Genomic DNA, 23537 nt, shown 5'->3' on the forward strand with positions numbered 1-23537 from the left:
AATATGCCGACAGCATCGTCTTCAATCCGCACAAATGGATGCTGACGAATTTCGACTGTTCCGCCCATTTCGTGCGCGATCCCGATGCATTGGTCCGCACTCTGTCCATCCTGCCGGAATTCCTGAAAAGCCGGGAGCAGGGCGCGGTGATCGATTACCGGGACTGGAGCGTGCCGCTTGGCCGCCGCTTCCGGGCGTTGAAGCTCTGGATGGTGATCCGGTCCTATGGCGCCGAGGGTTTGCGCAAGATTATCCGCAAACATATCGATCTCGCGGTAATGCTTGAGGAATGGATCGCCGCCGAACCGGATTTCGAGATCGTCGCGCCGCGCTCTCTGGCGCTGATCAATTTTCGCTATCACCCGGCTGGCATCGACGAGCCGGAGACGCTCGACCGCCTGAATGCGGCCTTGCTGCAGCGGATCAATGATGACGGGCGGATTTACCTCACCCAGAACAAGGTCCGGGGCCGGGCGGCCATCCGCTTTTCCATCGGGCAGACCAACACCGAACAGCACCATGTCCGCGAAGGCTGGGACGTGGTCACCGAAATCGCACGCAGTCTCGACACGGAACTCTGAACAACAGGAGCCAGGGGAATTATGGGTTTGTATGGAACCGGCATGCTGATGACCTTCACCGAGGTCGCGCCGGAAGACGAGGACGAATACAACGAGTGGTACAATCGCGAGCATATCGATGAGCGCGTCTGGATGCCTGGTTTTCACCGTGCCCGGCGTTATGTCGCGGCGGATGCCGATGCCCGGGTGAAATATTTCGCCAGCTACGAGACCGGCACGGTGCAGGACCTGGCGGACCCGGATTATATGGCCCGGCTCGCGGTGCAGAGTGAGTGGAGCCAGAAGGTCATGGCGGGCTTCACCAAGTTTGACCGGCTGACGGCCGATATCACCATCGATCAGACTCACGGGGTGTGCGGCTGGCTGGGGGTGACGCGCCTGTTCCCGGAAGAAGGCATGCGGGACCGGCTGCGCGAAAGTCTCAAGACGGCTGTGCTGCCTGAGCTGGGCAAGCGCTTGAACATGCTCGGCGGCTGTCTTGCCGAGAACAATATCGATGTCAGTAACGCCGGTCTGGTGGCACAGGGCAAGCCGGTGCCGCCGGGACAGACCCCGGAATGGGTCGTGCTGCTGGATGGCGCCACGGAGGCAGCGGTACGTGATGCCAATGATGGCCTTGCCGAGGCGCTGGAAGATGCCGGAATCGATGCGGTCAGTCTGGACCGGACGATTTACGGATTCCTATTTGGAAACAACCGATAAGCGGCGGGCGTCTTTACTTGAGCGAGGGTTGCCGCGCGCGTACTCTGGCTCGCATGAGAAGATATGCGTTCCGCTTCCGGGTTTTGCTCATGACGGCCTTTGCCCTGGCCGTCATGAGTCCTGCCGCGCATGCGGTAAACAAGGAAGCGATGGATAATCTCTCCATCAGCATCTCCATGAATCCGTTTATGGCGGTGATTCTGGCGTTTCTGCTCGCGTCCGCCATCGCCCTGATCGTCACCCGGATATTGTACCGGCGGCGTCTCAACGCCTTGCGTGCAGAGCGGGATGCGCTCGCGGCGGCTCTCGACGGGCGTGATGCGGCATTGCAGGTGCCTCATGTCGGCGTGATCGGGATGATCACGGATGGTGCGGCCGGAAGCGGATCGGTGCTGCGCTATGTCAGCCCGTCTGTCGGCACGTTGCTGCGCGCCGATGCGGATCGGCTGCGCACCATCAACGATATCGCCGGTTATCTCGCCGATGGCGCGGGGGCCACGCTGGAATCCGTTGTCCGGACCCTGATGGCTGAAGGGAAGGCCTTTTCCTTTGTGACCGAGATTCGGAACGGCTCCCGTGTCCTCAGGATTTCGGGCGTTCCGGTGGAGGCGGGAACCGGAGTGTCTCCGAGGGCGGCTATCGCACTGGTCGATATTTCGGAAGAATCCCAAAGCCGGGTGATCGCGGAAGAGGAGGCGCGGAGCAGAAGGCGCCGGAACGAGGATCTGCTGGCCTCCATCAACTTGCAGACCATTCCGTTCTGGCGGCGAGACGAAAACCTGCATATCCGCTTTGCCAATATCGCCGCCGATGTCATCGATCTGGATTCGGAATCGGCGCGCGATACCTCGCGGCGCGCCCGGCGGCTCGGGGCGCTCTACTCGGAAAGCCGCTTTATCGTTGTCGATGGCGAACGCAGGCTTTTCGAGGTGACCGAGGCGCCAAGTCCGGATGCACGCGGGACGGTCGGCTGGGCCACCGATGTCACGTCTCTTGAAGAAGCGCAGGCCGAGATCGCGCGGCATATCGCTGCGCATGAGGATGTGCTCGAAGGCCTGACCACGGCGATCGCGATTTTCGGTCCGGACAAGCGTCTGAAATTCTTCAACAGCGCCTTTGCCGATCTCTGGCAGGTCGATCCGGCGCAGCTCGACGCGGATCCGACCATCACCGAATTCCTTGAATTGCTCCGGGAATTGCGCCGGTTGCCGGAGCAATCGGATTTCCGGGCTTACCGGGATCATTGGAACGGGCTTTTCACCCGACTGATCGATCCGATGGAAGATTTCTTTTTCCTGCCGGACGACCGCACGCTCCGCATGGTGGTGATGTCGCATCCTTTCGGCGGCCTGTTCCTGACTTTCGAGGATGTAACGGACAGGCTGGCTCTGGAGCGGAGTTACAATACGCTGAACGAGGTGCAGCGCGAGACCATCGACAATCTTGCCGAAGGCGTTGTCGTGTTCGGGGCGGACGGGCGCATGACGCTGTCCAATCCGACTTTCCTCAGTATGTGGGATCTCGATCCGGAATTCCGGGATCAGTCGCTGCATGTTTCGGACGTTCTTGACGCGATGCGCCCCCTCTTCCCGGTCCTGGAAGAGCAGGACTGGGACGATTACAAACAGGAATTCGCCGCCCGCTTCGCCGACCGGGTGTCCGAGCATGGCCGGACCGAGCGGCCGGATGGAACCGCCCTCGAATATTCCTTCGTCCCGCTGCCGGATGGCGCGACGCTGGTCAATTTCCTGGACGTGACCGATACGCTGAATGTGCAGCGCGCATTGCAGGACCGGAACGAGGCGCTGGAAACCGCGGACCGGCTGAAGAGCGAGTTCATCGCCAATGTGTCCTATGAGCTGCGCACGCCTCTGAATGCGATCATCGGTTTCGCCGAGATGCTTAATGATGGCTATGTCGGTGAGGTCAGCGAGAAGCAGCAGGAATATCTGAAAGCCATTCTTGAATCTTCAGGCCGTCTGTCCGCGCTGATCGGCAATATCATTGATCTTGCCTCTATCGAGGCGGGTTATCTGACGCTTGAGCCCCGGGAACTCGATGTCCGGGAGGTTGCCGATGCGGCGGTGTTGCTGATCGAGGAACGGGCCCGCAGCCAGGGTGTCGAGATCGCGATCGATCTCGACGAGGCGGTGAGCGTGATCGAGGCGGATGACCGCCGGCTCCGGCAAATTCTGTTCAATCTGATGTCCAGTGCACTGCAGTTCACGTCGCAGGGGGAGCGGATCAATCTCTCTGTTCGCGCGGAGGGCGACAGCATCTTGTTTGCCGTCACGGATGATGGCAGCGGCGTGCCCGAAGAGATGCGCAACCTGATTTTCGAGGCCTTCTCCGGGCCGGATCGGGGCGGCAGGGCACAGGGGCCGGATCTGGCACTGCCGCTGGTACGGCGGCTGGTCGAATTGCATGGCGGGTCCATGTCGGTGAAGCCGGTTGAGGGTGCCGGGTTGTGCATCCAGTGCCGTCTTCCGCGCCATGCCGTAACGCCGGGGGCGGCTTCAGCCCTGGCGGATGAGCTGATCCTATGACGGCAGGTGCTGCCGAGGCGCGCCTTGAGCTTAACGGGCAATCTGCAACGGAGGGCCTGGCCCGCGCGTGTGCGGGCTTTGCCGTTCCGGGCGGCGTTTTCCTGCTTTCCGGGGGGCTTGGCGCCGGTAAGTCGACCTTCGCCCGCGCCTTTGTGCGCGCGCTGATGGGGGCGGACGAAGAGGTGCCCAGTCCGACCTTCACCCTGGTGCAGCAATATGGCCCGCTTGATCGTGACGGGGCCGAGCTGGAGGTCTGGCATGCCGATCTCTATAGGCTCGGCGATCCGGATGAAGTTCTCGAGCTCGGGCTGGATGAAGCCTTTGGCACGGCGATCTGTCTTGTCGAATGGCCGGACCGTCTCGGCTCCTTTGCCCCGAAGGATGCCATTGAATTGATTTTCGACTTCGCAGCGGATAAAGCCGCGGGACCGGAAGCGCGCCGGGTTACGGCGCGGGTTCCGGACACATGGCGCGCGGCTTTCAGCAGCGCCTGCGAGGAAGCCGGAATGGGGCTGACGTGGACCTGATGGTGACTGTGAATACTGCCGATATGAGAGATACGAGCCGGCGCGCGTTCTGGCAGGGGGCCGGCTGGGGCGATGCGGCGGAGGTGCTGCTTGCGGCCGACGCCTCGTTCCGGCGCTACTTCCGGCTGAAGCGCGCCGACGGTCAAACCGCGATCGTCATGGATGCTCCGCCGGAAAAGGAAGACGTCCGGCCGTTCGTTGCCGTGGGCGAAATCCTCTCCGGTTTCGGCTACAGCGTTCCGCGTCTGTTGGCCGCCCATCAGACGGATGGATTTCTGCTGCTGGAGGATCTGGGCGATATCACCTACACCCGTGCACTCGCGGCGGGTGAGGATGAACGCGCCCTCTATGATCTGGCGGCGGATCTGCTGACGGATCTGGCAAAGCGCGGGCTTGATGGTGTTGCGGGGCGGGTGCCGGCCTACAGCGACGAAAAGCTGCTGCATGAGGTGATGCTGTTCGTCGACTGGTATCTCCGCCCCGGTGTCGGACTTGAAATCGACGATGCGGCCCGCGAGGCCTTCGCCGACGCATGGCGTGCCTGCCTGCCCGCGGTCCGCTGCGGCGCGGACGTGCTCGTCCTCCGGGATTACCATGTCGACAACATCATGCTGCTTCCGGGCCGCTCCGGCATAGCCGCCTGCGGTTTGCTGGATTTTCAGGACGCGGTGACCGGCCCCGCCAGTTATGATCTCGTATCGCTGCTGCAGGATTGTCGCCGGGACATCCCGCAATCCGTCATCTCGTCGGTCATGGAGCGTTATTTCGCGGCCATGCCGGAGATTGCGGACCGGGAGGCATTTCTTGCCTCCTACCGCGTGCTGGGCGCGCAGCGTCATTTCAAGGTTCTGGGAATCTTTGCGCGTCAGACGGTGCTTTACGGCAAACACGGTTATCTGGTGCATATGCCGCGGCTCTGGAGGCTGGCTCTGGAAAATTTATCCGACGAGGCTCTTGCACCCGTCCGGGAATGGATCGAAAAACACGTGCCAGAGTCCCATCGCGTGACACCGCCGCCGGGCGGATGCGCTGCCTGAGGAAGTTCCGACCACCATGCTGCTGACCCGCCTTAAGACGAAAAAGACGACGATCCCCGAGACCGCGATGGTGCTCGCTGCCGGTCGCGGCACGCGGCTGGCGCCGCTGACAGACACGGTTCCGAAGCCGCTGACTGAAGTCGACGGCAAGCCGCTGATCGACCATATCCTGGAGCGGCTGGTCGCGGTCGGTGTGAAGCGCGTGGTGGTGAATGTCTTCCATCTTGGCGAGCAGATCGAAGCGCATCTTGCCGGCCGGACGGATGTGGAAATCGTCATAAGTCGCGAGGACAGCCTGCTCGATACCGGCGGCGGCGTTGTGAATGCCCTGCCGCTGCTGGGCGAGGCGCCGTTCTTCGTCATCAATGGCGACAGTCTCTGGGTCGATGCGATGAAGCCGACGCTGGCGCGGCTGGCCGAGGCCTGGCACGTGAAGACCATGGATGCGCTGTTGCTGCTGCATCCTTCCTCCCGCGTCTCGGGCTCCCTCGGCAGGGGGGACTTCACCATGGGGCCGATGGGTAATCTGACCCGCCGGGAAGAGAGACGGGTTGCACCCTATACCTATATGGGCGCCTCGATCCTGCATCCGCGCCTGTTCGACGGCGCGCCGGACGGGGCATTTTCCCTGAATCTGCTCTATGACAGGGCCGAGGAGGCGGAACGCCTCTACGGTGCCCTGCATGACGGGCTCTGGTATCATATCAGCACGATCGAGGATCTGGAGCAGGCGCGGAGGCTTTTCGCGCAGGGGCATGTGCCCGATGTGCCCTTTTTCTGAGGTCCGCTAACAAGGGAGACGGCATGGGCATCGGCGGCATCGGCGGGCTCTACGCCATTGAGGCGACGGACGGTTTCGCCGACACCCTGGCGCGGGGCCTCTGGCAGGAAGCCGATGAGGACCCGATGGTCCTTGCCCGGATGTCCGTCCTGGTGCCGACCCGCCGCGCCGTCCGGACCCTTCGCGAAAGTTTCCTCCGTCTCGGCAATGGCCGTCAGATGCTGCTGCCCGCGCTGCGTCCGGTTGGCGATATCGACGATGACGAGGCCGGGTTCAGCGGGCTGGACGGTGCCGCCGCCGCTGGCGATCTGCCGCCCGCGATCCCGGGCCTGCGCCGACAGCTTCTCTTGACCCAGCTGGTTCAGCGTTTTCTTGAGCGCAAGGATAGTGGCACCGCGATCCAGGCGGCCGGGATCGATCATGCGGCCCTCTTGGCGGGCGAACTCGCCAGTTTTCTCGATCAGGTGCATACCGAACAGGTGCCGTATGCGGGCCTCGCCGATCTGGCGAAGGAGCGTTACGCATCGCACTGGCAGGAAGTGCTGGAGTTTCTCTCCATTGCCACCGAATTCTGGCCGGCTCTCTTGGCAGAGGAAGGGGCGGTGGAAGCACCGCTCCGGCATTCCGCTCTTGTCGACCGGCTTTCGGCTCGCTGGGCGGAACAGCCGCCGCAAGACCCTGTCATCGTCGCCGGCTCGACCGGTAGCATTCCGGCCACCGCCCGCCTCATGGGCGCGGTGCTGGATCTGCCGCTCGGCGCCGTGGTGCTGCCGGGGCTGGATCGGGATGCGGATGAGGTAACCTGGGCCGCCATCGGGCAGGACCCGGGCCATGCCCAGCATGGATTGGCTCATCTCTTGAAGAGTCTTGGTCGAGACCGGTCGGATGTGCGCGAATGGCCGTCGTCTGGAGCCGGTGCGGTGCGGTCACCGCGCCGCCGGTTGATCCAGGAGACCCTGCGCCCGGCGGAAACGACGGAAGCCTGGCGGCGGCTCCCGGAAGAGCATGCGGAGCTTCTGTCCGGCGGTATCGACGGCCTGTCCATGCTGGCCTGTCCCGGCCATCACGAGGAAGCTGAAACCATCGCCCTGATGCTGCGTGAGGCATTGGAGGACGAGACCCGGACGGCGGCTCTTGTGACACCGGACCGGGTGCTGGCACGCCGGGTGAAGTCGGCGCTCCGGCGCTGGGATATCGAGGTGGACGATTCCGCCGGGCAACCCCTGTCCGCGACCGGCCCGATGACCTTCTGGCTGGCAACCGCCGAAATGGCGGCCACCGCCTGTGCTCCGGTGCCCCTGCTCGCGGCACTGAAACACCCGCTTGCCGCTGGCGGCATGGAGGTTCCACGCTTCCGCCGCCGCGTGCGCACATTGGAGCGCAGTGTCCTGCGTGGCCCGCGCCCGGCGCCGGGTATCGAGGGGCTGCTGAATGCGGTGCGCGATGCGTACCCTGAAGAGGAAAAGCAGGATGCGCTTGACTGGATCGGCAAGCTGGCGCCATCCGTCACGCATTTCTCGGAACTGCTGGACAGCGACGCGACCTCCCTGATCGACCTGCTTTCCGCCCACAACGCCGTGGCTGAAACGCTGGCGGCAACGAATGAGGAAACCGGCGACCGCAGGCTCTGGGCCGGAGAGGCGGGCGAGGACGCAGCCAACTTCCTTGGTGAGCTGGTCGAGGCCGTGCGTGACTTCCCGCCGATAGAGGGCCGGTCCTACGGTGCGTTTCTGGAGGCCTTGCTGGTCGGTCGGGTACACCGACCAAGATACGGTACGCATCCGCGTCTGGCCATTCTCGGCCCGCTGGAAGGCCGGTTGCAGCAATTTGACCTGATGGTTCTCGGCGGTTTGAACGAGGGCACCTGGCCGCCGGATCCCGGCGCCGATCCCTGGATGAGCCGTCCCATGCGGGCCGAGTTCGGTCTGCCGTCGCCGGAGCGGCGCATCGGTCTTTCCGCGCACGATTTCCAGATGGCGGCTTCGGCGCCCCAGGTGGTGCTGACCCGGGCCGAGCGGGTCGATGGTGCGCCGACCGTCGCGTCGCGCTGGTGGCTGCGTATGGAAACGGTTCTCCGGGCGCTGAGTTTGCAGGACAAGATCGGCCGGCAGGTGGCCGCCTATCCGTTCTGGCAGCAGGCACTGGATGCCCCGAAAAAACTGGAGCCGGTTCGTCCTCCTGCGCCCTGTCCACCGGTCAAGGTGCGGCCTCGGAAGTTCTCCGTCACCGAGATCGAAACCTGGGTGCGCGATCCCTACGCGATCTATGCAAAGCGTATTCTTGGTCTGAAGAGTCTGGATGAGATCGACGAGGATCCGGGGGCGGCAGACCGGGGCACGATGATCCATGATTCGCTGGATCTGTTTGTCCGCGAGTTCCCGGAAGAGCTTCCGCCAAAGGCGCTGGAACGATTGCTGGAGATCGGCCGGGAACAGTTCGCCCCCGCCATGCTCCGCCCTTCCGTGCATGCCTTCTGGTGGCCGCGCTTCGAGCGGATCGCTGAATGGGTTGTTACGATGGACGGCCCGCGCCGTGCCGCACTTTCCCGGATCTGGACCGAACGCAAGGGGCAGATCATGCTCCGTGGCCCTCTCGCATCCGTCGAGTTGACCTGCAAGGCGGACCGGATCGAGCGGCAGGCGGATGGCAGCTACGTCATTGTCGACTACAAAACCGGTGCACCGCCGACCGACAAGCAGGTGCGGGCCGGGCTTTCTCCGCAGCTTCCGCTGGAAGCAATGATGCTGGCCATGGACGGTTTCGCGGAAATTCCGGCAGGAGCGATTGGGGCGCTGGAATATTGGCGGCTGAGTGGAGGCGAGCCAGCAGGCGAACGGAAACCCCTGAAAGGCACTCTCGAAGAGCTGATCGAGGAAGCTGAGGACGGGCTGCTGAAACTGATCGAGGCTTTCGATGATCCCGTGACGCCCTACCGTTCCCGTCCGGCACCGGAGCACGCTCCGCGCTATTCCGATTACGAGCATCTGGCCCGGGTCAAGGAATGGTCCGCGGCGGGGGAGGTTTAGGCGATGGCGGAGCATGATCCGAGTGGGGTGATCGCCGAGGCCGACCGGGCCCAGCGCCGGGCCGCCGATCCCGCCGCCTCGGTCTGGGTTGCGGCGTCCGCGGGAACCGGCAAGACCAAGGTGCTGACGGACCGGGTGCTGAACCTGCTGCTGGCGGGTGCCGATCCGGGTCGCATCCTCTGCCTCACTTTCACCAAGGCGGCGGCAGCGGAAATGTCCGCCCGTATATCGGCGAAGCTCTCCGAATGGGCCGTCATCGGTGAGACGGATCTGAGTGGCCAGCTCGATCGTTTGCTCGGACGGCAGCCGATGCAGGACCAGATTGCCCTTGCCCGGCGTCTCTTCGCCCGCACCCTCGACACACCGGGCGGCCTGAAGATCCAGACCATTCATGCCTTCTGTCAGGCCGTTCTGAAGCGCTTCCCGCTGGAGGCCGGACTGCCGCCGCATTTCCAGGTAATGGACGACCGGACGGCAGCCGAACGCCTCTCCGACGCGCGGGACCGGGTTCTGAACAAAGCTTCGGCGGAACCGGAAAGCCCGCTTGGCGAGGCGCTCCGCCTGATCAACCGGCGTTTCGCGGAAGAGACCTTCGATGGGTTGGTCTCTGAGCTGTTGATGGAGCGGGCGCGGCTTGGCCGCTTCTTCGAAGGCATTGGCGGGCCGGGACAGATCACACAGGCCTTGCTTTCCCATCTCGATCTGCCGGAGGGGGAAAGCCGGGAGAGCGTGATGCGGAACGCTGTATCCGACACGGCGTTCGATGCGGTTGGCCTGCGCCGCGCCATGGAAGCCCTTGGGGGCAGCAGCAAGACGGATGTGGAGCGGGCGGATAGTCTCGCGACATTCCTCGCGGCGGACCCCGACACCCGGATCGATCTCTTCGAGAGTTACGGCTCGGTCTTCCTGACAGGTGACGGCGATATGCGGAAGCGGCTCGCGACCAAGAAGGCCGTCGAGACATTCGCCGATATCGAGACCGTCATGGCGCGGGAGGCGGAGCGCCTGATCGCTGTGCGCCAACTGCTCAACACCATCGGACTGGCGGAGCGAACGGCTGCCGTTCTGCGCATCGCTTCCGCCGTGCTCAAACAGTATGAAGGCGGAAAGCGGCGCGGGGCGCTGGTGGATTTCGAGGATCTCGTCGCGACCGTTTGCGAGTTGCTGCGCCGTCCCGGTGTGGCTGCCTGGGTGCTGTTCAAGCTGGATGGCGGCCTCGACCATATCCTGATCGACGAGGCGCAGGACACGAACCCGGAGCAATGGGATGTGGTCCGTGCCCTGACCGAGGAATTCTTCTCCGGTGAAGGCGCCTATGAGGAGGTGCGCGGGGCCGGACGCAGCATTTTCGCGGTGGGCGACGTCAAACAATCGATCTTCAGTTTCCAGCGCGCCGACCCGGAGGGCTTCCTGCGTATGCGCCGGCATTTCGCGGCGCGGGTGGAGACGGCCTCCAAGAGCTGGGCTTCGGTCGATCTGGAAGTCTCTTTCCGGTCCGGCGCCGCCGTGCTCGGGCTGGTGGATCGCCTGTTCAACAGCCGTCCCGCCGCCGAGGGTGTGCTGGAGGCCGATGCGGATGGTGAGTTCCTGTCGATCCGGCATGGCGTGTCCCGCAGTGGAGACGCAAGCCTGGTCGAACTCTGGCCGCCGTTCGAGCCGGTGGAGAGCGAGGATGAAGGCGCCTGGGCCGTGCCTGTCACCCAGCGCGGCCTCGACAACCCGGCTTCCCGTCTCGCCGGGGCCATTGCCGGGCGTATTCACCAGTGGATCGACCGGGGCGAAATCCTGCCCTCGAAGGGGCGCCCGATCGGGCCCGGCGATATCATGATTCTGGTGCGCCGCCGGGGCGGATTCGTGCATGAGATGGTGCGCGCCCTGAAGGAGCGCGATATCGACGTGGCGGGCGTCGATCGCATGGTGCTGAGCGATCAGATCGCCGTCATGGATCTGATTGCGCTCGGACGTTTCCTGCTGTTGCCGGATGACGATCTGACCCTTGCGACAGTCCTGAAAAGCCCGCTGATCGGCCTCGATGAGGACGAGCTGTTCGATCTCGCCCATGACCGCAAGGAGCACCGGCTCTGGCGCGAGCTGCGCCGCCGGGCGCCGGAGAATGCGCGCTTTACCATGGCGGACCGGCTGCTTTCGTCGTACTTGGCGCGGACCGATACGACACCGCCCTATGAACTGTTCGCCGGCATCCTGGCCGAGGGAGAACCGAGCGGGCGGCGCCGCATTCTTGAGCGGCTCGGCATCGAAGCCGCCGATCCACTGGATGAATTCCTGGCACAGGCGCTGGAATATGAGCGCGGCCATGTCGCCTCTCTGCAGGGCTTCCTGCATTGGCTGGAAGCGTCCGAGAGCGATATCAAGCGGGATATGGAAGGCGGGGAGGGCGGCCGTGTCCGGGTGATGACCGTGCATGGCTCGAAAGGCCTGCAGGCTCCTATCGTCTTCATGCCGGACACGCTGCAGCTTCCACGCGGCACGGCGAAGATTCTCTGGGGCGAGCGGGAAGATGGCGTGCCGGTGCCTCTCTGTGCTCCGGCCAAGCCTGAGGATGCACCCGCCAGCACGGCGGCGAAGGAAGCGGCGGAGCGCAAGCGGAACGAGGAATATAGGCGGCTGCTTTATGTCGCCATGACCCGGGCGGAAGACCGGCTTTATATCGGCGGCTGGGCGACGAAGCAGCGGGCGCCGGAAGGCAACTGGTACGAGCTGATCCGGAATGCGCTGAGTGAGATTGCAACGCCGGTGGAAGATCCCGTGGTCTCGGGTGCCGCCGGGTCTGATCTGCCGTTGCTGCGTTATGAGACGCCACAGGAGCGGGCTGTGGAGCCAAAGGCCATGGAGGCGGGAAAGGTCTCCGAAAAGCCTCCCCTGCCGCTCTGGGTGCTGGCACAGCCTGCGCCGGAGCCGGTGCCGCCGCGACCGCTGATGCCATCCCGTCCGAGCGAGCAGGAACCGGCCACCCGCTCGCCGCTTTCCGCTATCGACGAAGGACGGTTCAAGCGCGGGCAGTTATTGCACCGTTTGCTTCAGGTGCTACCTGACCTTCCCGCCGAAAGGCGCAAGGACGCAGGGTTGGCGTTCCTGCAGCGTCCCGTTCACGGCCTCGCTGCAGGGCTTGCCGAGCGTTATGTCGACGAGATCATGACAGTCCTGGAGCATCCGGACTGGGCCGGGCTTTTCGCGCCCGGCTCACGCGCGGAAGTGCCAATCGTCGGGCAGGTCGGGGCTGGCGGTGGCGAGGTGACAATCGTCTCGGGCCAGATCGACCGTCTGCTGGTCGAGGACGGCCGGGTGACGGTGGTGGATTTCAAGACGAACCGGCCGCCGCCGGAACGGCTGGAGGATGTTCCGGTGATGTATCTGAAACAGATGGCGGCCTACCGGGCGCTGCTTGCCCGGATGTTCGAGGGGCGTGCGGTGCGGTGCCTTCTGCTCTGGACGGACGGGCCGTTTTTGACCGATTTGCCGGGTGATTTGCTCGACGGATATGGTCCGGGCTCCGTCTCTGGATAAGGCGGCCTTTGATTTCATTCCGGAAATTTGAACGCGACACCCGTTGCCTTGACGCGGGTGTTCCGGCTTCCTAGATTCACTGTCCATGCGAGGGCCGAACCCGGCATGAGAGATTTGTCAAACGAGGATTGCCCCATGTCGACGGTTAAAGTCACCGACTCCAGCTTTTCCGACAGCGTTCTGAATTCCGACAAACCGGTTCTGGTCGATTTCTGGGCCGAATGGTGCGGCCCCTGCAAGGCCATTGCCCCGGCTCTTGAGGAAATGGCGCAGTCGATGGGTGACCGGGTTACCGTCGCCAAGATCAATATCGACGAGAACCCGCAGATCCCGCAGCAATATGGTGTCCGGGGTATCCCGACATTGATGCTGTTCAAGGAAGGTCAGGTTGCCGCGACCAAGATGGGAGCGATGCCGAAGGCGCAGCTCCAGCAGTGGATCGACGAAGCACTCTGACAGCAGCCAGATCACTTGAATTAAAGGAACGGGTGCCTGGTTGGCGCCCGTTTTTTTATGCCGGGCCGCTTTTGTACCGGGCCGCTTTTGTAGCAGCAGGAGAACGGTCAGGTTTTCTTCCGGTCACCAAAGACGGAGAAACTGCCGACCTGCTTTACCGGTGTGTTCTGTTCAACGACGACAATCAGCAGGATGAACTGGTCGATCAGCGTTCCGTCCGAGCTGTATGGCAAGATGATCCGGTCATAGCGCAGGGCACTGCCATCGTCGCCGATCGGGTAAACCCGCTGGGAGAAGTGAGGCCGTCTGGATGAGGCGATGTCCAGATAGGTCTGCATCGCAGTCTCAAGATACGTACCCTGATAGAGCTCTTCGAAACTCTTCCCGGTGGGGTCACGCCCGGCGCGCCGGGCAATCTCGGTGCCCGCAAGCCTGTACCGGAAGCTCTCTTTTCCAGCGTCTGCGGTACGCTCGATAATGGCCATTCTGGACATGGAACGATGAAATTCGAGCGGATCAAACGTGCTGCGCAGCGGTACAGCTTCTCCCCGCCGGTTTTCCATCCAATGGGAAAACAGCGCGCGATGCTCAGGATGATCGAGCGTCGCTGCATCGGCGACGACGCCTGCATAATCTCTATTTTCCAAGTTCATGTATGGTTTTGAAAGTTAACCCAAAAGGTTTTCAATGATGAATATGGTTAGTGATGACTTCGAGAAAATCAAGTTTACAGATGTTTTGTCTATAAATAATGAATATTAAATAGTTGCGTAAAATTATTTTTGAATTGATTCAATGTGGAGAATGCTTCAGTGCCTGTCGGTTAGGGCAAAAATGAAGCGGGTTTTAAAATAAGGGCGGCACCGTAAGGTATTCGCATGTGCTGGTTAAGGGAAACCACCACTCCGGCTGACTATCTTGCCGGTGATTACAAAAAATATCGGTCAATCTGGAGGGAAGTGGTGCCCAGGGGCGGATTCGAACCACCGACACGCGGATTTTCAATCCGCTGCTCTACCAACTGAGCTACCTGGGCACACTGTCGATGCCGCTGCGCAAGCACCGCAGAACCGACGAGAGGCAGGTGTATAGAAGATATCATCCGGGCTGTCCAGCGCCCAATAAGTGCTTTTTTTCGTGGCCCGCTTGATGACGGGGGTCATCGGCGCTATCCAAGGATCAGCTTGCCGGGGAGTGGCGCACAGATGCAATTATCCGAAGCTTTATCGCTCGCGATTTCACACCAGAATGCCGGCCGGGATCAGGCGGCTGCGGAGATTTACGACCGGATTCTCGACGTGGATCCCGGCAACCCTCCGGCGGCAACGCTCAGGGCGCGGATTCACCTGAAACAGGGCACCCTTCAGGATGCGGACAGGCTGACAGCGCTGGCTGTCCGGACTGCGCCTGACTTCATGCAGGCATGGAATGCACGCGGCGATATTCTGGATGCGCGTGACAAGCCTGAGGCGGCATCTGATGCATGGCGCCGCTCTCTCGTCACCGGTCCCGGCAATACCGGCCCCTTCGTTGGTGTTGGTAACCAGTTTCAGCTTCAGGGCGATCATGTGCAGGCGGCCCGCCTCTATAAACGCGCTCTTGTGGGGCAGCCGGGAAATGTCGCGGCGGCGAACAATCTGGCCCAGGCATTGCTGATCGAAGGCGACGTGAAGGGCGCTTTGTCGGTGACGGGCCGGGTGCTGGAGCGTTATCCGACGCATGTCCGGGCAACCGCATATCACTCCATCTCGCTTGAAGAGCTGGGACGGTATGACGAAGTCGATCACCTCATCGCGCAGGGCACGGCGACACGGCCGATCCGTTTTCCCGTTCCGGCCGGCTATGCGGACCATGCGGATTTCAATGCGGCTTTGTCCGAAGAGATTCGCAATCACCCGAATATCTCCGGAGAACTCGATCCGTTGCGCCGGGCGATCCGGGGCGGCGCTTTCGTGCCGCAGCTCTTTGACCATAAGGGACCGGCCATTGCCGCCTTCGAGCGGATGCTTTCCGAAGGGCTGGACGCGTATATTTCCGGTTTGCCGAAGGATCCGTCGCATCCTTTCTTTGCCCGCATCCCACAGGGTTATGCTGTCAATATCTGGGCCAATATCCTTGGCGATGAAGGGCATCAGAGTGCGCATATCCATAATGCGGGCTGGCTTAGCGGAACCTATTACGCGGCCATTCCGGAGACGGTCACTCCCGAAGATGAGGAGCGGGCCGGCTGGCTTGAATTCAACCGGCCGGGCTACGGCATTCCCCATCGCGGCACACGCCCGCTTGACGCCATCTGTCCGGAGCTCGGCATGGCCGTGGTCTTTCCGTCCTATGTCTGGCACAGCACGGTGCCGTTCCGGGGCGGCGGCGAGCGGATCAGCATCGCCTTCGACCTGCATATCGATGGCTGAGCAGTGAATAGGTCCGATCCGATGGCGCGGCTGCGCGAGGCATCCGCGCTGATGCGTCAGGGGCGTGCGGACGAGGCGGTTGAGATTTTCGCTGCGCTCGCGCGGGCAAATCCACGCCAGCCGGAGCTGCAGAACAATCTCGGCGTTGCGCTGAAAGCCGCGGGCCGCCCGAAAGAAGCGGTGCAGGCCTATCGCCGTGCCCTCAAGCTGGCGCCGGACTATGTGGTGGCGGAAGCCAATCTGGCGCGTGTGCTGCTTGCGCTCGGGGATGAGGCCGGAGCGGTGCTGCATTTTGAAAGCGCACACCGGCGTGCCCCCGATGCGGGATATCTGGCGGAGCTGCTGGATACGCTTGCGGGGCTGCGCTTCACCAGCCCCGACCCGAAAATGAAAGCCCTGATGATCGGGCTCTTCGCGCGCCGGGATATCGATCTTCAAAGGCTGGCCCCGGTGGCCCTGTCGCTTGTGCTGGCGAATCGTGCCCATGCCAAGGGCGCGGATGCGGCCTGGCGCTGGTTGCGTGCGGAAGGCGGGGCGCCGCCTCCCTGGCCCGCTGATCCGCTGCTCGACCTGCTGCTCACCTGGACCACTGTGCCCGACCCGAGGCTTGAAGCCTGGATGACGGCCGAGAGACGGCGGCGGTTGATTGAAGGGCCCGGCGCCGTGAAAGCGGGGCCGCTCGCCGCATTGGCATTGCAGGCGATGACCGCGGAATATGCCTGGATGGAAGCGGCGGATGAAACGGCGGCCGTAGCGGCGTTGCTTGCCCGGGGAACCCTGACGCCCGAGGACGCCCTGCTGGTTGCTCTCTATCGCGACCCGGCAACGATTCCGGCGGCAGTGAAGGCATTGCAGGACGGTGCAGGGGATAACACGATAGCGCTCGTTCTTTCCCGTGCCGTCACGGAGCCCGAGGCGGAAAAGGCGCGTGCGGCGGCGCTGCCTGCTCTGACGCCGATTGCGGATACCACCTCCGAAAAGGTCCGCGACCAGTACGAAATTCATCCCTATCCGCGCTGGCGCAGTGTCGATGGCCAGATCCGGTGCAAATCCCTGGACAGCCATCTGCGTGACCGCTTTCCGGCGATGCGGTTCGACGGCATCGATACCGCCCGCCCCAGACTTCTGGTTGCCGGTTGCGGTACCGGGCGACACGCGATCCAGACGGCGGCGCGCTATGCGGGCGTTGAGGTTACAGCGGTCGATCTCAGCCGGCGGTCGCTCGGTTATGCGGCGCGTATGGCGGACTCACTCGGGCGGGGGAATATCAGCTTCGCCCAGGCGGACATCCTCGGGCTCGGTGCGTTGGAACAGCGCTTCGATGTGATCGAATGTTCCGGCGTTCTGCACCATATGGCGGACCCGATGGCGGGCTGGACGGTCTTGCGGGGCTTGCTGAAGCCGGGCGGGTTGATGCGGGTTGCGCTCTATAGCGACATTGCCCGCGCCCGCTTCGCCAAGTTGCAGGCGGAGATCGACGCGGAAGATGCACAGGCGATCTCCGGGGAGATCCGTCTCCGGCGAAACGCGATCCTGAAACTCCCCGAAGACGACCCGGCCGCCATCGTCTTGCAGACCGGTGATTTCTATTCACTCAGCGGGTGCCGGGATCTGCTCTATCACCGGCGCGAGGTACGGTATGGCTGGCCGGAAGTGGGGGCGGCATTGAAGACGCTGGGGCTTAAGCTGGTCGGGGTAGAAACGCCGACGGCGGCTTTGAAGGCGTTTTACCGGGAGCGTTTCCCGGATGATCCGGCGGCGACGAACCCGGCCAACTGGGATCTCATCGAGCGGGAATATCCGGACAGCTTCCTCGCCATGTACCAGTTCTGGTGCCAGGCCTGAGGATTTAGCGTTCCTTGCGTTCTTCCATTGCCCGGGCGAGATCGAGCAACTCGCCTTCGTCGGGAACCTCGTTCGTCTGCAGCCGGTAGTCCCCGCCGAGCCAGCGGCCGAGATCGATGGTCTTGCAGCGGTCGGAGCAGAACGGCCGGAATTCCGTCACCATCGGCTTGCCGCAGATCGCGCAACCGGCTTTGCGCTTGCGCTTTTTCTTGTCGAATTCGCTGATATCACCCATCGGATACTCTCTCGTTCTATCGCCGCGCCGGGCCGATTTCGATTTGTTCCAGCCGGAAGGCCGGGTCCGCCGTGATTTTCAGGAACCCGCCGAGCCGTTCTTTCGTCTCTTCCCAGGCCTTGGAGCCGGGACCGGCAAGCCAGTCGGCTACATCCGGGGCGCAGATCAACTCCGGTTGCGCGATGCTGCCTGTCTCCCGCAATACCCGGCGCAGGGCCTCGAGGGCAATTGTCGCGGCGCGCGGGTGTTGTTCGACGGGCCGCATCAGGTCATCGCGCAGTGACCGGCCAGTCCGGCTCACCGTGATTTCAAGCACCCCGCTCCGGGTCCAGCCAAGGACCTGCGGCGGCTGGTCCGTCGCCGCGATGCCGAAGGAAGGCCAGCCTTCGAAAGCCTTCTGCATGGCTTCGGCGACACGATCCCTGTCCGCCCTGGTGGGAAGTTTCGGAAAATCCACCAGAACGAGGCCGGCGAGACGACGCAGCCTGATCTCTGCCGCGATATCCTCCGCCATGTTTTCGAACAACCGGGTCCAGCCTTTCGGGCTGGTCCCGGCGCTGGCTATATCCACGTCTATGGCAACCAGCGCTTCCGTCTCGTCGAATGTGAGTGCAGTGCCGCTGGAGAGTTGCAGGCGCCGCGCGAGGGCGCGGTCAATCTGGCTGTCGATGCCTTCTTCGGCGAAGAGCGATCCCGCGTCGCTATCGGCCGTCACGGCCGCGGGGAAGAGGGCGGATATCCGGGAGCAGAGATCCGGCGCGGGACGGATTGTCTTCGGCCCGTCGCCGGCTGCGATGGCATCCTCGACGCCTTTCCATTCGGTCAGCAGATTGCCGAGATCCGTGAGCAGCTGGATGTCTTCCAGCTCGATGGCTTTGGCTGAGACATAGAGACCTACATCCGGTGGCAGCAGGGGCTGCAGCAGATTTTTCAGCTTCTCCCGCTGGCCCTTCGTCTTGATCGTGGCGGCAATGGATAATTCCTGTTCGTCCGGCCTCAGACTGAGGCAGCGGCCGGACAGGAAGATCTGCCGTGTTGCCTGCGGCTGCTTGCGGCCGGCCGCATCGGTAATCACCGTGACCGGTACGAGCGCGCCTTCCGGGGGTGGTGTTTTCTTGCCGAGTTTCAGGAATGCCTCGCCATGGCCGAGATCGACGAAGGCGGCATTCAGTTCCGGCCGGACGGCGGTGACGCGGGCGATCACGATCTCGCCCGCGCGCCGGGTCGCGCCGCCGATACGGTCGACCCAGAAATCGGTAAGGGTATCGCCCGCAAGAGCGGCAATCCGGGTCTCGCCGGGCGAGCGGTCGATGATCAGGCGGTCTGGATCACGCATGGCTCCCACCGTAGCGGAAGCCGAACCCGGCCAAAAGGGCGTGGGTCTCATAAAGATCGAGACCAACGACATTGGAATGAGAACCGGACAGCATGCGGATATAGATCGCGGCCAGGCCCTGGATGGCATAGCCGCCGGCTTTGCCGTCCCATTCGCCGGACGCAATGTAGCTGTCGATTTCCATATCGGTCAGCCGTTTGAAGGCGACCGTCGTGGTGGCGATCCGGCAGCGTGTCTCACCACCGGGGGCGATCAGCCGGATGGCACCGATCACCTTGTGACGCCGTCCCGAAAGGTGGCCAAGGCATTTCCGGGCCTCGGCTTCGCTTTCCGCCTTGGGCAGGATTCGCCGTCCGCTGGCGACAACGGTGTCGGCGGCTAGGATAAAAGCATCGGGATGCGCGGCCGCGACCGTGTTCGCCTTTTCCCAGGCGACACGTTCGGCATAGGCATCCGGCAATTCACGGGGCTTCGGGGTCTCGTCGATATCGGCGGGACTGACGGCATCGGGGGTGAGCCCGATGCGGGCGAGCAGATCCAGCCGGCGCGGCGAGGCGGAGGCCAAAACGAAATGCGCGCCGGAAGGGGCGCGCAATCGAAGGGGGCCAGACATGGCCGTCACCTCGGAAGACTTACTTGAAGCGGAAGGTGATACGACCTTTAGTCAGATCGTAAGGGGTCATTTCCACGTTCACCCGATCACCGGCCAAAACCCGGATCCGGTTCTTGCGCATCTTGCCGCTGGTATGGGCGAGCACTTCGTGTTCATTGTCCAGCTTCACCCGGAACATGGCGTTCGGAAGGAGTTCCGAAACGGTCCCGGAAAATTCAATAACGTCTTCTTTCGGCATTCCTGCTCCTTCAAGTCTTCGAAGATCGGGCAAATAAGTGCGCCGAGCGGTGCATCGGGTCAAGGTCTTTTCTGGTCATGGCCGGGCTGCGCGCGGGTTATTCCGGTGTTTGGTTTTCATCCAGCAGTGCTGCGAACCGCTTTCTGATGCGCCGCATCAACTCATCGCGAACCTGCCTGTATGCGTCGAGACGCATGTCGCGGGAGCCCTCGATGATGGTGGCGTCCAGCATTGGCCAATATTCGATATCGCACGCCATGGTGCGGGTCATCTCGATGGCCCGGTGTTGTGCCTCGGGCGATAGAGAGACAATGACATCGAAAAAATCGTCCTCCATCTGATCGAAACTCTTCGGTGCGTGCCGCGAGATATCGATGCCGACTTCCTTCAGCACCTCGACGGCGAAAGGATCGAGGTCGCCGTTTCTGACACCGCAGGAATCCACATAGGCCTTCATGCCGATCAGATGTTTCATGATGGCTTCAGCCATGGGCGAGCGGACGGCGTTCTGGGTGCAGGCGAAAAGAACGGCGCTCGGCTCCCGGATGGGTTCACCCAGAGGAGAGGGGGTGTCGGGGAGAGAGGGGCGATCCGTCATCTCCGGCTCATCCCCGGATATGGAGAACGCAGATGAGGGTAAAGAGCCGCCGGGCAGTGTCGAAATCGATATCGACCTTGCCGGACAGCCGTTCCATCAACAGCGTCGAGCCGTCGTTATGCAACCCGCGCCGGCCCATGTCGATGGCTTCGATCTGGGACGGGTTCAGCCGTTTGATCGCGTCGTAATAACTTTCGCAGATCTTGAAATAGTCCCGGACCACACGGCGGAACGGCGACATGGCGAGCCAGATCTGGTAATTGCCGCCGCGCGCCGGGTCGCTGATGTCGAACAGCAGGCGATTTTCCTCGATCCGCAATCTGAGCTCGTACGGACCGCCCTGATCGTCGCCCGCCGGGGCGAAGCTGTTGTCTTCCAGCAGATCATAGATGGCGACGGCGCGCTCATGCTCGACCTCGGGACTGCGGCGGATAACGGCGGGTTCATCCAGCTCGATCTTGGAGATGCAGGCATTGGCGCGGCCCGCATCCTCGTCTTCCTCGATCGGGCCGTCGCCGAAATCGCGCGCCATGGCTTGCTCCCGCCTACTCGGCGGCGGCTCCGAGGCGGATGGCGACCGAGCGGGCATGCGCCCCAAGCCCTTCCGCTTCCGCCAGGGTCACGGCGGCGGGGCCGATTGCGGCGAGACTGGCCGGGGTACATTTCACCCAGGTGGTCCGCTTCAGGAAATCAAGCACGCCGAGGCCGGAAGAGAAGCGCGCGGTCCGCGCCGTCGGCAGCACATGGTTGGGGCCCGCGACATAGTCCCCAATGGCTTCCGGCGTGTGACGGCCAAGGAACATGGCGCCCGCGTGCCGGATCTTCGCCGCCATCGCGTCCGGGTCGGAGACGGCAAGTTCCAGATGCTCCGGCGCCAGCCGGTCGACCAGCGGGATGGCGTCTTCAAGATCCTCGACCACGATGACCGCGCCATGATCGTTCCAGCTCGCGCCCGCGATGTTGGCGCGGGGCAGGGTGGAAAGATGCTCGGCGATGGCGGCTTCGACGGCGGCTGCGAAATCCGCATCGTCGGTAATCAGGATCGACTGGGCGACTTCGTCATGCTCGGCCTGGGACAGCAGGTCGATGGCGATCCAGGAGGGATCGTTCTCGGCATCGGCGACCACCAGGATTTCCGACGGTCCGGCGATGGAATCGATGCCGACCTTGCCGAACACCTGACGCTTGGCTGCCGCGACATAGGCATTGCCGGGACCGATGATCTTGTCCACCGGTCTGATGCTTTCGGTGCCATACGCCATCGCGGCCACGGCCTGCGCGCCGCCGACCCGGTAAATCTCGGTGATCCCGCCAAGCTCGGCGGCGGCAAGCACCAGCGGGTTGATTTCGCCCCCCGGCGTCGGCACCACCATGACCCGGCGCGGCACGCCCGCGACCTTGGCCGGCATGGCGTTCATCAGCACGGAGCTGGGATAAGCGGCCTTGCCGCCGGGCACATAGAGGCCAACCGCATCCACGGGCGTATGCCGCAGGCCGAGGCCGACGCCATCCGCATCCGTATAATCGATGCTTTCCGGCAGTTGCGCCTTGTGAAAGGCCTCGATCCGCTCTGCTGCTTTCTCCAGCGCGGCGAGCGTTTCGGCGGAGCAGGCGGAACGTGCTTTTGCTATCTCTTCGGCCGAGATCGCGATGCCGGTTTCGGCTAGGTCGATATTGTCGAACTTGCGGCTGAGATCGATCAGCGCGGCGTCACCGCGCGCGATCACATCGGCGATAATACCGGCAACGGTATCGGAGACATCATTGTCTGTCTCCCGTTTGGAGCCGACCAGCGCCTCGAATGCATCGCCGAAATCCGGCGTGCCGGCGATCAGTTTACGCGGCAAGGGCTGCCTCCCCGATACGGTCGACCAGATCCTTCACCGCACCCGGGCGGGTTTTGAGAGCAGCGCGGTTGACGGCAAGGCGCGCACTGACGGCGGCGATCTGTTCGACCTCGACCAGCCCGTTCGCCTTCAGGGTGGAGCCGGTCTCCACCAGATCCACGATGCGGCGGCAGAGGCCGAGGCCCGGTGCCAGCTCCATGGCGCCGTTCAGCTTGATGCATTCAGCTTGCACGCCGCGGGCGGCGAAGTGGCGCCGCGTGACATTCGGATATTTCGTGGCGATCCGGAGGTGGCTCCAGTGCTGCGGGTTCTCTTTCGCGGCAAGCTCCGCCGGCTCGGCCACGGCAAGGCGGCAGTGACCGACATTGAGATCGACCGGCGCATAGATTTCCGGATGGTCGAATTCCATCAGCACGTCGCTACCGGCAATGGCGAGATGGGCGGCGCCAAAGGCGAGGAAGGTCGCCGTGTCGAAGCTGCGCACGCGGATGACTTCAAGATCCGCCTGGTTGGTATGGAACTGAAGGCGCCGTGAAGACTCGTTGAAAAAGTCGTCCTCAAGCTCAATCCCCGCCCGTTTCAGAATGGGCGTGATTGCCTTCAGGATCCGGCCCTTCGGCAGGGCGAGGATCAGTGGCTGGTTCGCGGTCACCGCGTCTCTCCTGTTTGCGTCCGACAGCCGCCGCTATGCCCGGCCGGCCGTTCGATCAGGCGCCCGAGGCTTCGTCCGCCGGAGCCGTCTCATCGTCGGAATCGGGATGGGACGGGGTAAAGACGGTGGGCCAAGGCTCGCCGAGGTCCTCGATATGGCACAGGATGCGGTCAACTGCGAGTCGAATGGTCACGTTGCCGGCAAAGGCGAGGTCAATCTGCCCTGGCGAGGCGTGAATGGTAAGCAGGTTCAGAATATGGTCCCGCTTGCTTCGGTCGAGGCCATGGGTGCGGACCGCGCCGACTCCCTCGAACCGGATGCCGCAATGAACGCGCTCGCTATAGAGCGTGTCGCCGTCGGCCGGCACCGTATCCGTGGAGGGGGCGGACTCCCATTTATAGCGGTGGACGACCATGGCGAAGCGGTCGTCCTGCCGCTCGAACGTCATCTCGCGTACGGGGAGCAGCGCGTCCTGCAGCAGGCTGGCCGCGATGGCCAGATCCTCGGCATCCTCGACACGGACCCGGAGCGGCCTGTCGCCGACATCAAGCAGGCTGATATCTCTGGGTGCCATGGATGAT

At 63.2% G+C, this 23537-nt stretch carries 21 protein-coding genes and 1 tRNA gene; 11 read left to right on the plus strand and 11 right to left on the minus strand.

Going from position 1 to position 23537, the window contains the following annotated elements:
- The 9 genes from AAC126_RS04220 to trxA form a co-directional block, all read left to right on the plus strand.
- A partial coding sequence (locus AAC126_RS04220) for a pyridoxal-dependent decarboxylase (protein ID WP_339850416.1) occupies positions 1-581 on the plus strand: 581 nt, incomplete at its 5' end.
- 21 nt (positions 582-602) lie between these two features.
- On the plus strand, positions 603-1283 hold the full coding sequence (locus AAC126_RS04225; RefSeq protein WP_339850417.1) for a hypothetical protein: 681 nt from the start codon (positions 603-605) through the stop codon (positions 1281-1283).
- An 89-nt stretch (positions 1284-1372) separates the two neighbouring features.
- A complete protein-coding gene (locus tag AAC126_RS04230) occupies positions 1373-3829 on the plus strand; it encodes a PAS-domain containing protein (protein WP_339850418.1) in 2457 nt (818 codons plus the stop codon).
- Complete coding sequence (tsaE, locus tag AAC126_RS04235; protein WP_339850419.1) at positions 3826-4356, plus strand: tRNA (adenosine(37)-N6)-threonylcarbamoyltransferase complex ATPase subunit type 1 TsaE; 531 nt, start codon at positions 3826-3828, stop codon at positions 4354-4356. The genes AAC126_RS04230 and tsaE overlap by 4 nt, the downstream gene beginning before the upstream one ends.
- A gap of 23 nt (positions 4357-4379) precedes the next feature.
- Positions 4380-5393: a phosphotransferase gene (locus tag AAC126_RS04240; RefSeq protein ID WP_339850420.1), complete on the plus strand. Its 1014-nt coding sequence runs from the start codon at positions 4380-4382 to the stop codon at positions 5391-5393.
- A 16-nt stretch (positions 5394-5409) separates the two neighbouring features.
- Positions 5410-6174, plus strand: coding sequence for a nucleotidyltransferase family protein (locus AAC126_RS04245; RefSeq protein WP_339850421.1), 765 nt, complete (start codon positions 5410-5412; stop codon positions 6172-6174).
- A gap of 23 nt (positions 6175-6197) precedes the next feature.
- Entirely contained in the window at positions 6198-9200 is a 3003-nt protein-coding gene (gene addB / locus AAC126_RS04250) for a double-strand break repair protein AddB (RefSeq protein ID WP_339850422.1), read from the plus strand.
- 3 nt (positions 9201-9203) lie between these two features.
- Positions 9204-12725 (plus strand): double-strand break repair helicase AddA, encoded by a 3522-nt coding sequence (gene addA / locus AAC126_RS04255; protein WP_339850423.1) that lies wholly within the window; start codon positions 9204-9206, stop codon positions 12723-12725.
- 135 nt (positions 12726-12860) lie between these two features.
- Entirely contained in the window at positions 12861-13181 is a 321-nt protein-coding gene (gene trxA, locus AAC126_RS04260) for a thioredoxin (protein ID WP_339850424.1), read from the plus strand.
- Between the two features lie 107 nt (positions 13182-13288).
- Here trxA and AAC126_RS04265 read toward each other — a convergent pair whose 3' ends face one another.
- Both AAC126_RS04265 and AAC126_RS04270 read right to left on the minus strand, forming a co-directional pair.
- Positions 13289-13834 (minus strand): PAS domain-containing protein, encoded by a 546-nt coding sequence (locus tag AAC126_RS04265; RefSeq protein ID WP_339850426.1) that lies wholly within the window; start codon positions 13832-13834, stop codon positions 13289-13291.
- 307 nt (positions 13835-14141) lie between these two features.
- A tRNA-Phe gene (locus tag AAC126_RS04270) sits at positions 14142-14217 on the minus strand.
- Positions 14218-14386: 169 nt separating this feature from the next.
- Here AAC126_RS04270 and AAC126_RS04275 point away from each other — a divergent pair.
- Both AAC126_RS04275 and AAC126_RS04280 read left to right on the plus strand, forming a co-directional pair.
- The gene (locus tag AAC126_RS04275; RefSeq protein WP_339850428.1) at positions 14387-15592 is read left to right on the plus strand and encodes a putative 2OG-Fe(II) oxygenase; all 1206 of its coding nucleotides are present in this window, start codon (positions 14387-14389) and stop codon (positions 15590-15592) included.
- Positions 15593-15595: 3 nt separating this feature from the next.
- Positions 15596-17437: a methyltransferase domain-containing protein gene (locus tag AAC126_RS04280; RefSeq protein WP_339850430.1), complete on the plus strand. Its 1842-nt coding sequence runs from the start codon at positions 15596-15598 to the stop codon at positions 17435-17437.
- A gap of 4 nt (positions 17438-17441) precedes the next feature.
- On the opposite strand, the gene yacG is transcribed toward AAC126_RS04280, so the two are convergent.
- The 9 genes from yacG to AAC126_RS04325 form a co-directional block, all read right to left on the minus strand.
- The gene (gene yacG / locus AAC126_RS04285) at positions 17442-17672 is read right to left on the minus strand and encodes a DNA gyrase inhibitor YacG (RefSeq protein ID WP_339850431.1); all 231 of its coding nucleotides are present in this window, start codon (positions 17670-17672) and stop codon (positions 17442-17444) included.
- A gap of 16 nt (positions 17673-17688) precedes the next feature.
- Entirely contained in the window at positions 17689-19008 is a 1320-nt protein-coding gene (locus AAC126_RS04290; protein WP_339850432.1) for a ribonuclease E/G, read from the minus strand.
- Positions 19001-19621: a nucleoside triphosphate pyrophosphatase gene (locus AAC126_RS04295; RefSeq protein ID WP_339850433.1), complete on the minus strand. Its 621-nt coding sequence runs from the start codon at positions 19619-19621 to the stop codon at positions 19001-19003. Before AAC126_RS04295 ends, AAC126_RS04290 begins: the two co-directional genes overlap by 8 nt.
- A 19-nt stretch (positions 19622-19640) precedes the next feature.
- On the minus strand, positions 19641-19859 hold the full coding sequence (gene infA, locus AAC126_RS04300) for a translation initiation factor IF-1 (protein ID WP_028467089.1): 219 nt from the start codon (positions 19857-19859) through the stop codon (positions 19641-19643).
- Between the two features lie 97 nt (positions 19860-19956).
- Positions 19957-20457, minus strand: coding sequence for an arsenate reductase ArsC (locus tag AAC126_RS04305; protein WP_339850437.1), 501 nt, complete (start codon positions 20455-20457; stop codon positions 19957-19959).
- 7 nt (positions 20458-20464) lie between these two features.
- Positions 20465-20989, minus strand: a complete 525-nt coding sequence (locus AAC126_RS04310; protein ID WP_339850439.1) for a UPF0262 family protein — start codon at positions 20987-20989, stop codon at positions 20465-20467.
- Between the two features lie 13 nt (positions 20990-21002).
- Entirely contained in the window at positions 21003-22304 is a 1302-nt protein-coding gene (gene hisD / locus AAC126_RS04315) for a histidinol dehydrogenase (RefSeq protein ID WP_339850441.1), read from the minus strand.
- The gene (gene hisG, locus AAC126_RS04320) at positions 22294-22956 is read right to left on the minus strand and encodes an ATP phosphoribosyltransferase (protein WP_339850443.1); all 663 of its coding nucleotides are present in this window, start codon (positions 22954-22956) and stop codon (positions 22294-22296) included. The genes hisD and hisG overlap by 11 nt, the downstream gene beginning before the upstream one ends.
- 55 nt (positions 22957-23011) lie before the next feature.
- Positions 23012-23530, minus strand: coding sequence for a DUF2948 family protein (locus tag AAC126_RS04325; protein ID WP_339850446.1), 519 nt, complete (start codon positions 23528-23530; stop codon positions 23012-23014).
- Positions 23531-23537: the final 7 nt, after the last annotated feature.

It is taken from the genome of uncultured Nisaea sp., assembly GCF_963974195.1.
In the GTDB taxonomy this organism is placed as follows: domain Bacteria; phylum Pseudomonadota; class Alphaproteobacteria; order Thalassobaculales; family Thalassobaculaceae; genus Nisaea.

Excerpts from the sequence above, each read along its gene's own strand:
- AAC126_RS04225 (WP_339850417.1), top strand. The coding sequence starts at position 603 with ATGGGTTTGTATGGAACCGGCATGCTGATGACCTTCACCGAGGTCGCG.
- AAC126_RS04230 (WP_339850418.1), top strand. The coding sequence starts at position 1,373 with ATGACGGCCTTTGCCCTGGCCGTCATGAGTCCTGCCGCGCATGCGGTA.
- tsaE (WP_339850419.1), top strand. The coding sequence starts at position 3,826 with ATGACGGCAGGTGCTGCCGAGGCGCGCCTTGAGCTTAACGGGCAATCT.
- AAC126_RS04240 (WP_339850420.1), top strand. The coding sequence starts at position 4,380 with ATGAGAGATACGAGCCGGCGCGCGTTCTGGCAGGGGGCCGGCTGGGGC.
- AAC126_RS04245 (WP_339850421.1), top strand. The coding sequence starts at position 5,410 with ATGCTGCTGACCCGCCTTAAGACGAAAAAGACGACGATCCCCGAGACC.
- addB (WP_339850422.1), top strand. The coding sequence starts at position 6,198 with ATGGGCATCGGCGGCATCGGCGGGCTCTACGCCATTGAGGCGACGGAC.
- addA (WP_339850423.1), top strand. The coding sequence starts at position 9,204 with ATGGCGGAGCATGATCCGAGTGGGGTGATCGCCGAGGCCGACCGGGCC.
- trxA (WP_339850424.1), top strand. The coding sequence starts at position 12,861 with ATGTCGACGGTTAAAGTCACCGACTCCAGCTTTTCCGACAGCGTTCTG.
- AAC126_RS04265 (WP_339850426.1), bottom strand. The coding sequence starts at position 13,834 with ATGAACTTGGAAAATAGAGATTATGCAGGCGTCGTCGCCGATGCAGCG.
- AAC126_RS04275 (WP_339850428.1), top strand. The coding sequence starts at position 14,387 with ATGCAATTATCCGAAGCTTTATCGCTCGCGATTTCACACCAGAATGCC.
- yacG (WP_339850431.1), bottom strand. The coding sequence starts at position 17,672 with ATGGGTGATATCAGCGAATTCGACAAGAAAAAGCGCAAGCGCAAAGCC.
- AAC126_RS04290 (WP_339850432.1), bottom strand. The coding sequence starts at position 19,008 with ATGCGTGATCCAGACCGCCTGATCATCGACCGCTCGCCCGGCGAGACC.
- AAC126_RS04295 (WP_339850433.1), bottom strand. The coding sequence starts at position 19,621 with ATGTCTGGCCCCCTTCGATTGCGCGCCCCTTCCGGCGCGCATTTCGTT.
- infA (WP_028467089.1), bottom strand. The coding sequence starts at position 19,859 with ATGCCGAAAGAAGACGTTATTGAATTTTCCGGGACCGTTTCGGAACTC.
- AAC126_RS04305 (WP_339850437.1), bottom strand. The coding sequence starts at position 20,457 with ATGACGGATCGCCCCTCTCTCCCCGACACCCCCTCTCCTCTGGGTGAA.
- AAC126_RS04310 (WP_339850439.1), bottom strand. The coding sequence starts at position 20,989 with ATGGCGCGCGATTTCGGCGACGGCCCGATCGAGGAAGACGAGGATGCG.
- AAC126_RS04325 (WP_339850446.1), bottom strand. The coding sequence starts at position 23,530 with ATGGCACCCAGAGATATCAGCCTGCTTGATGTCGGCGACAGGCCGCTC.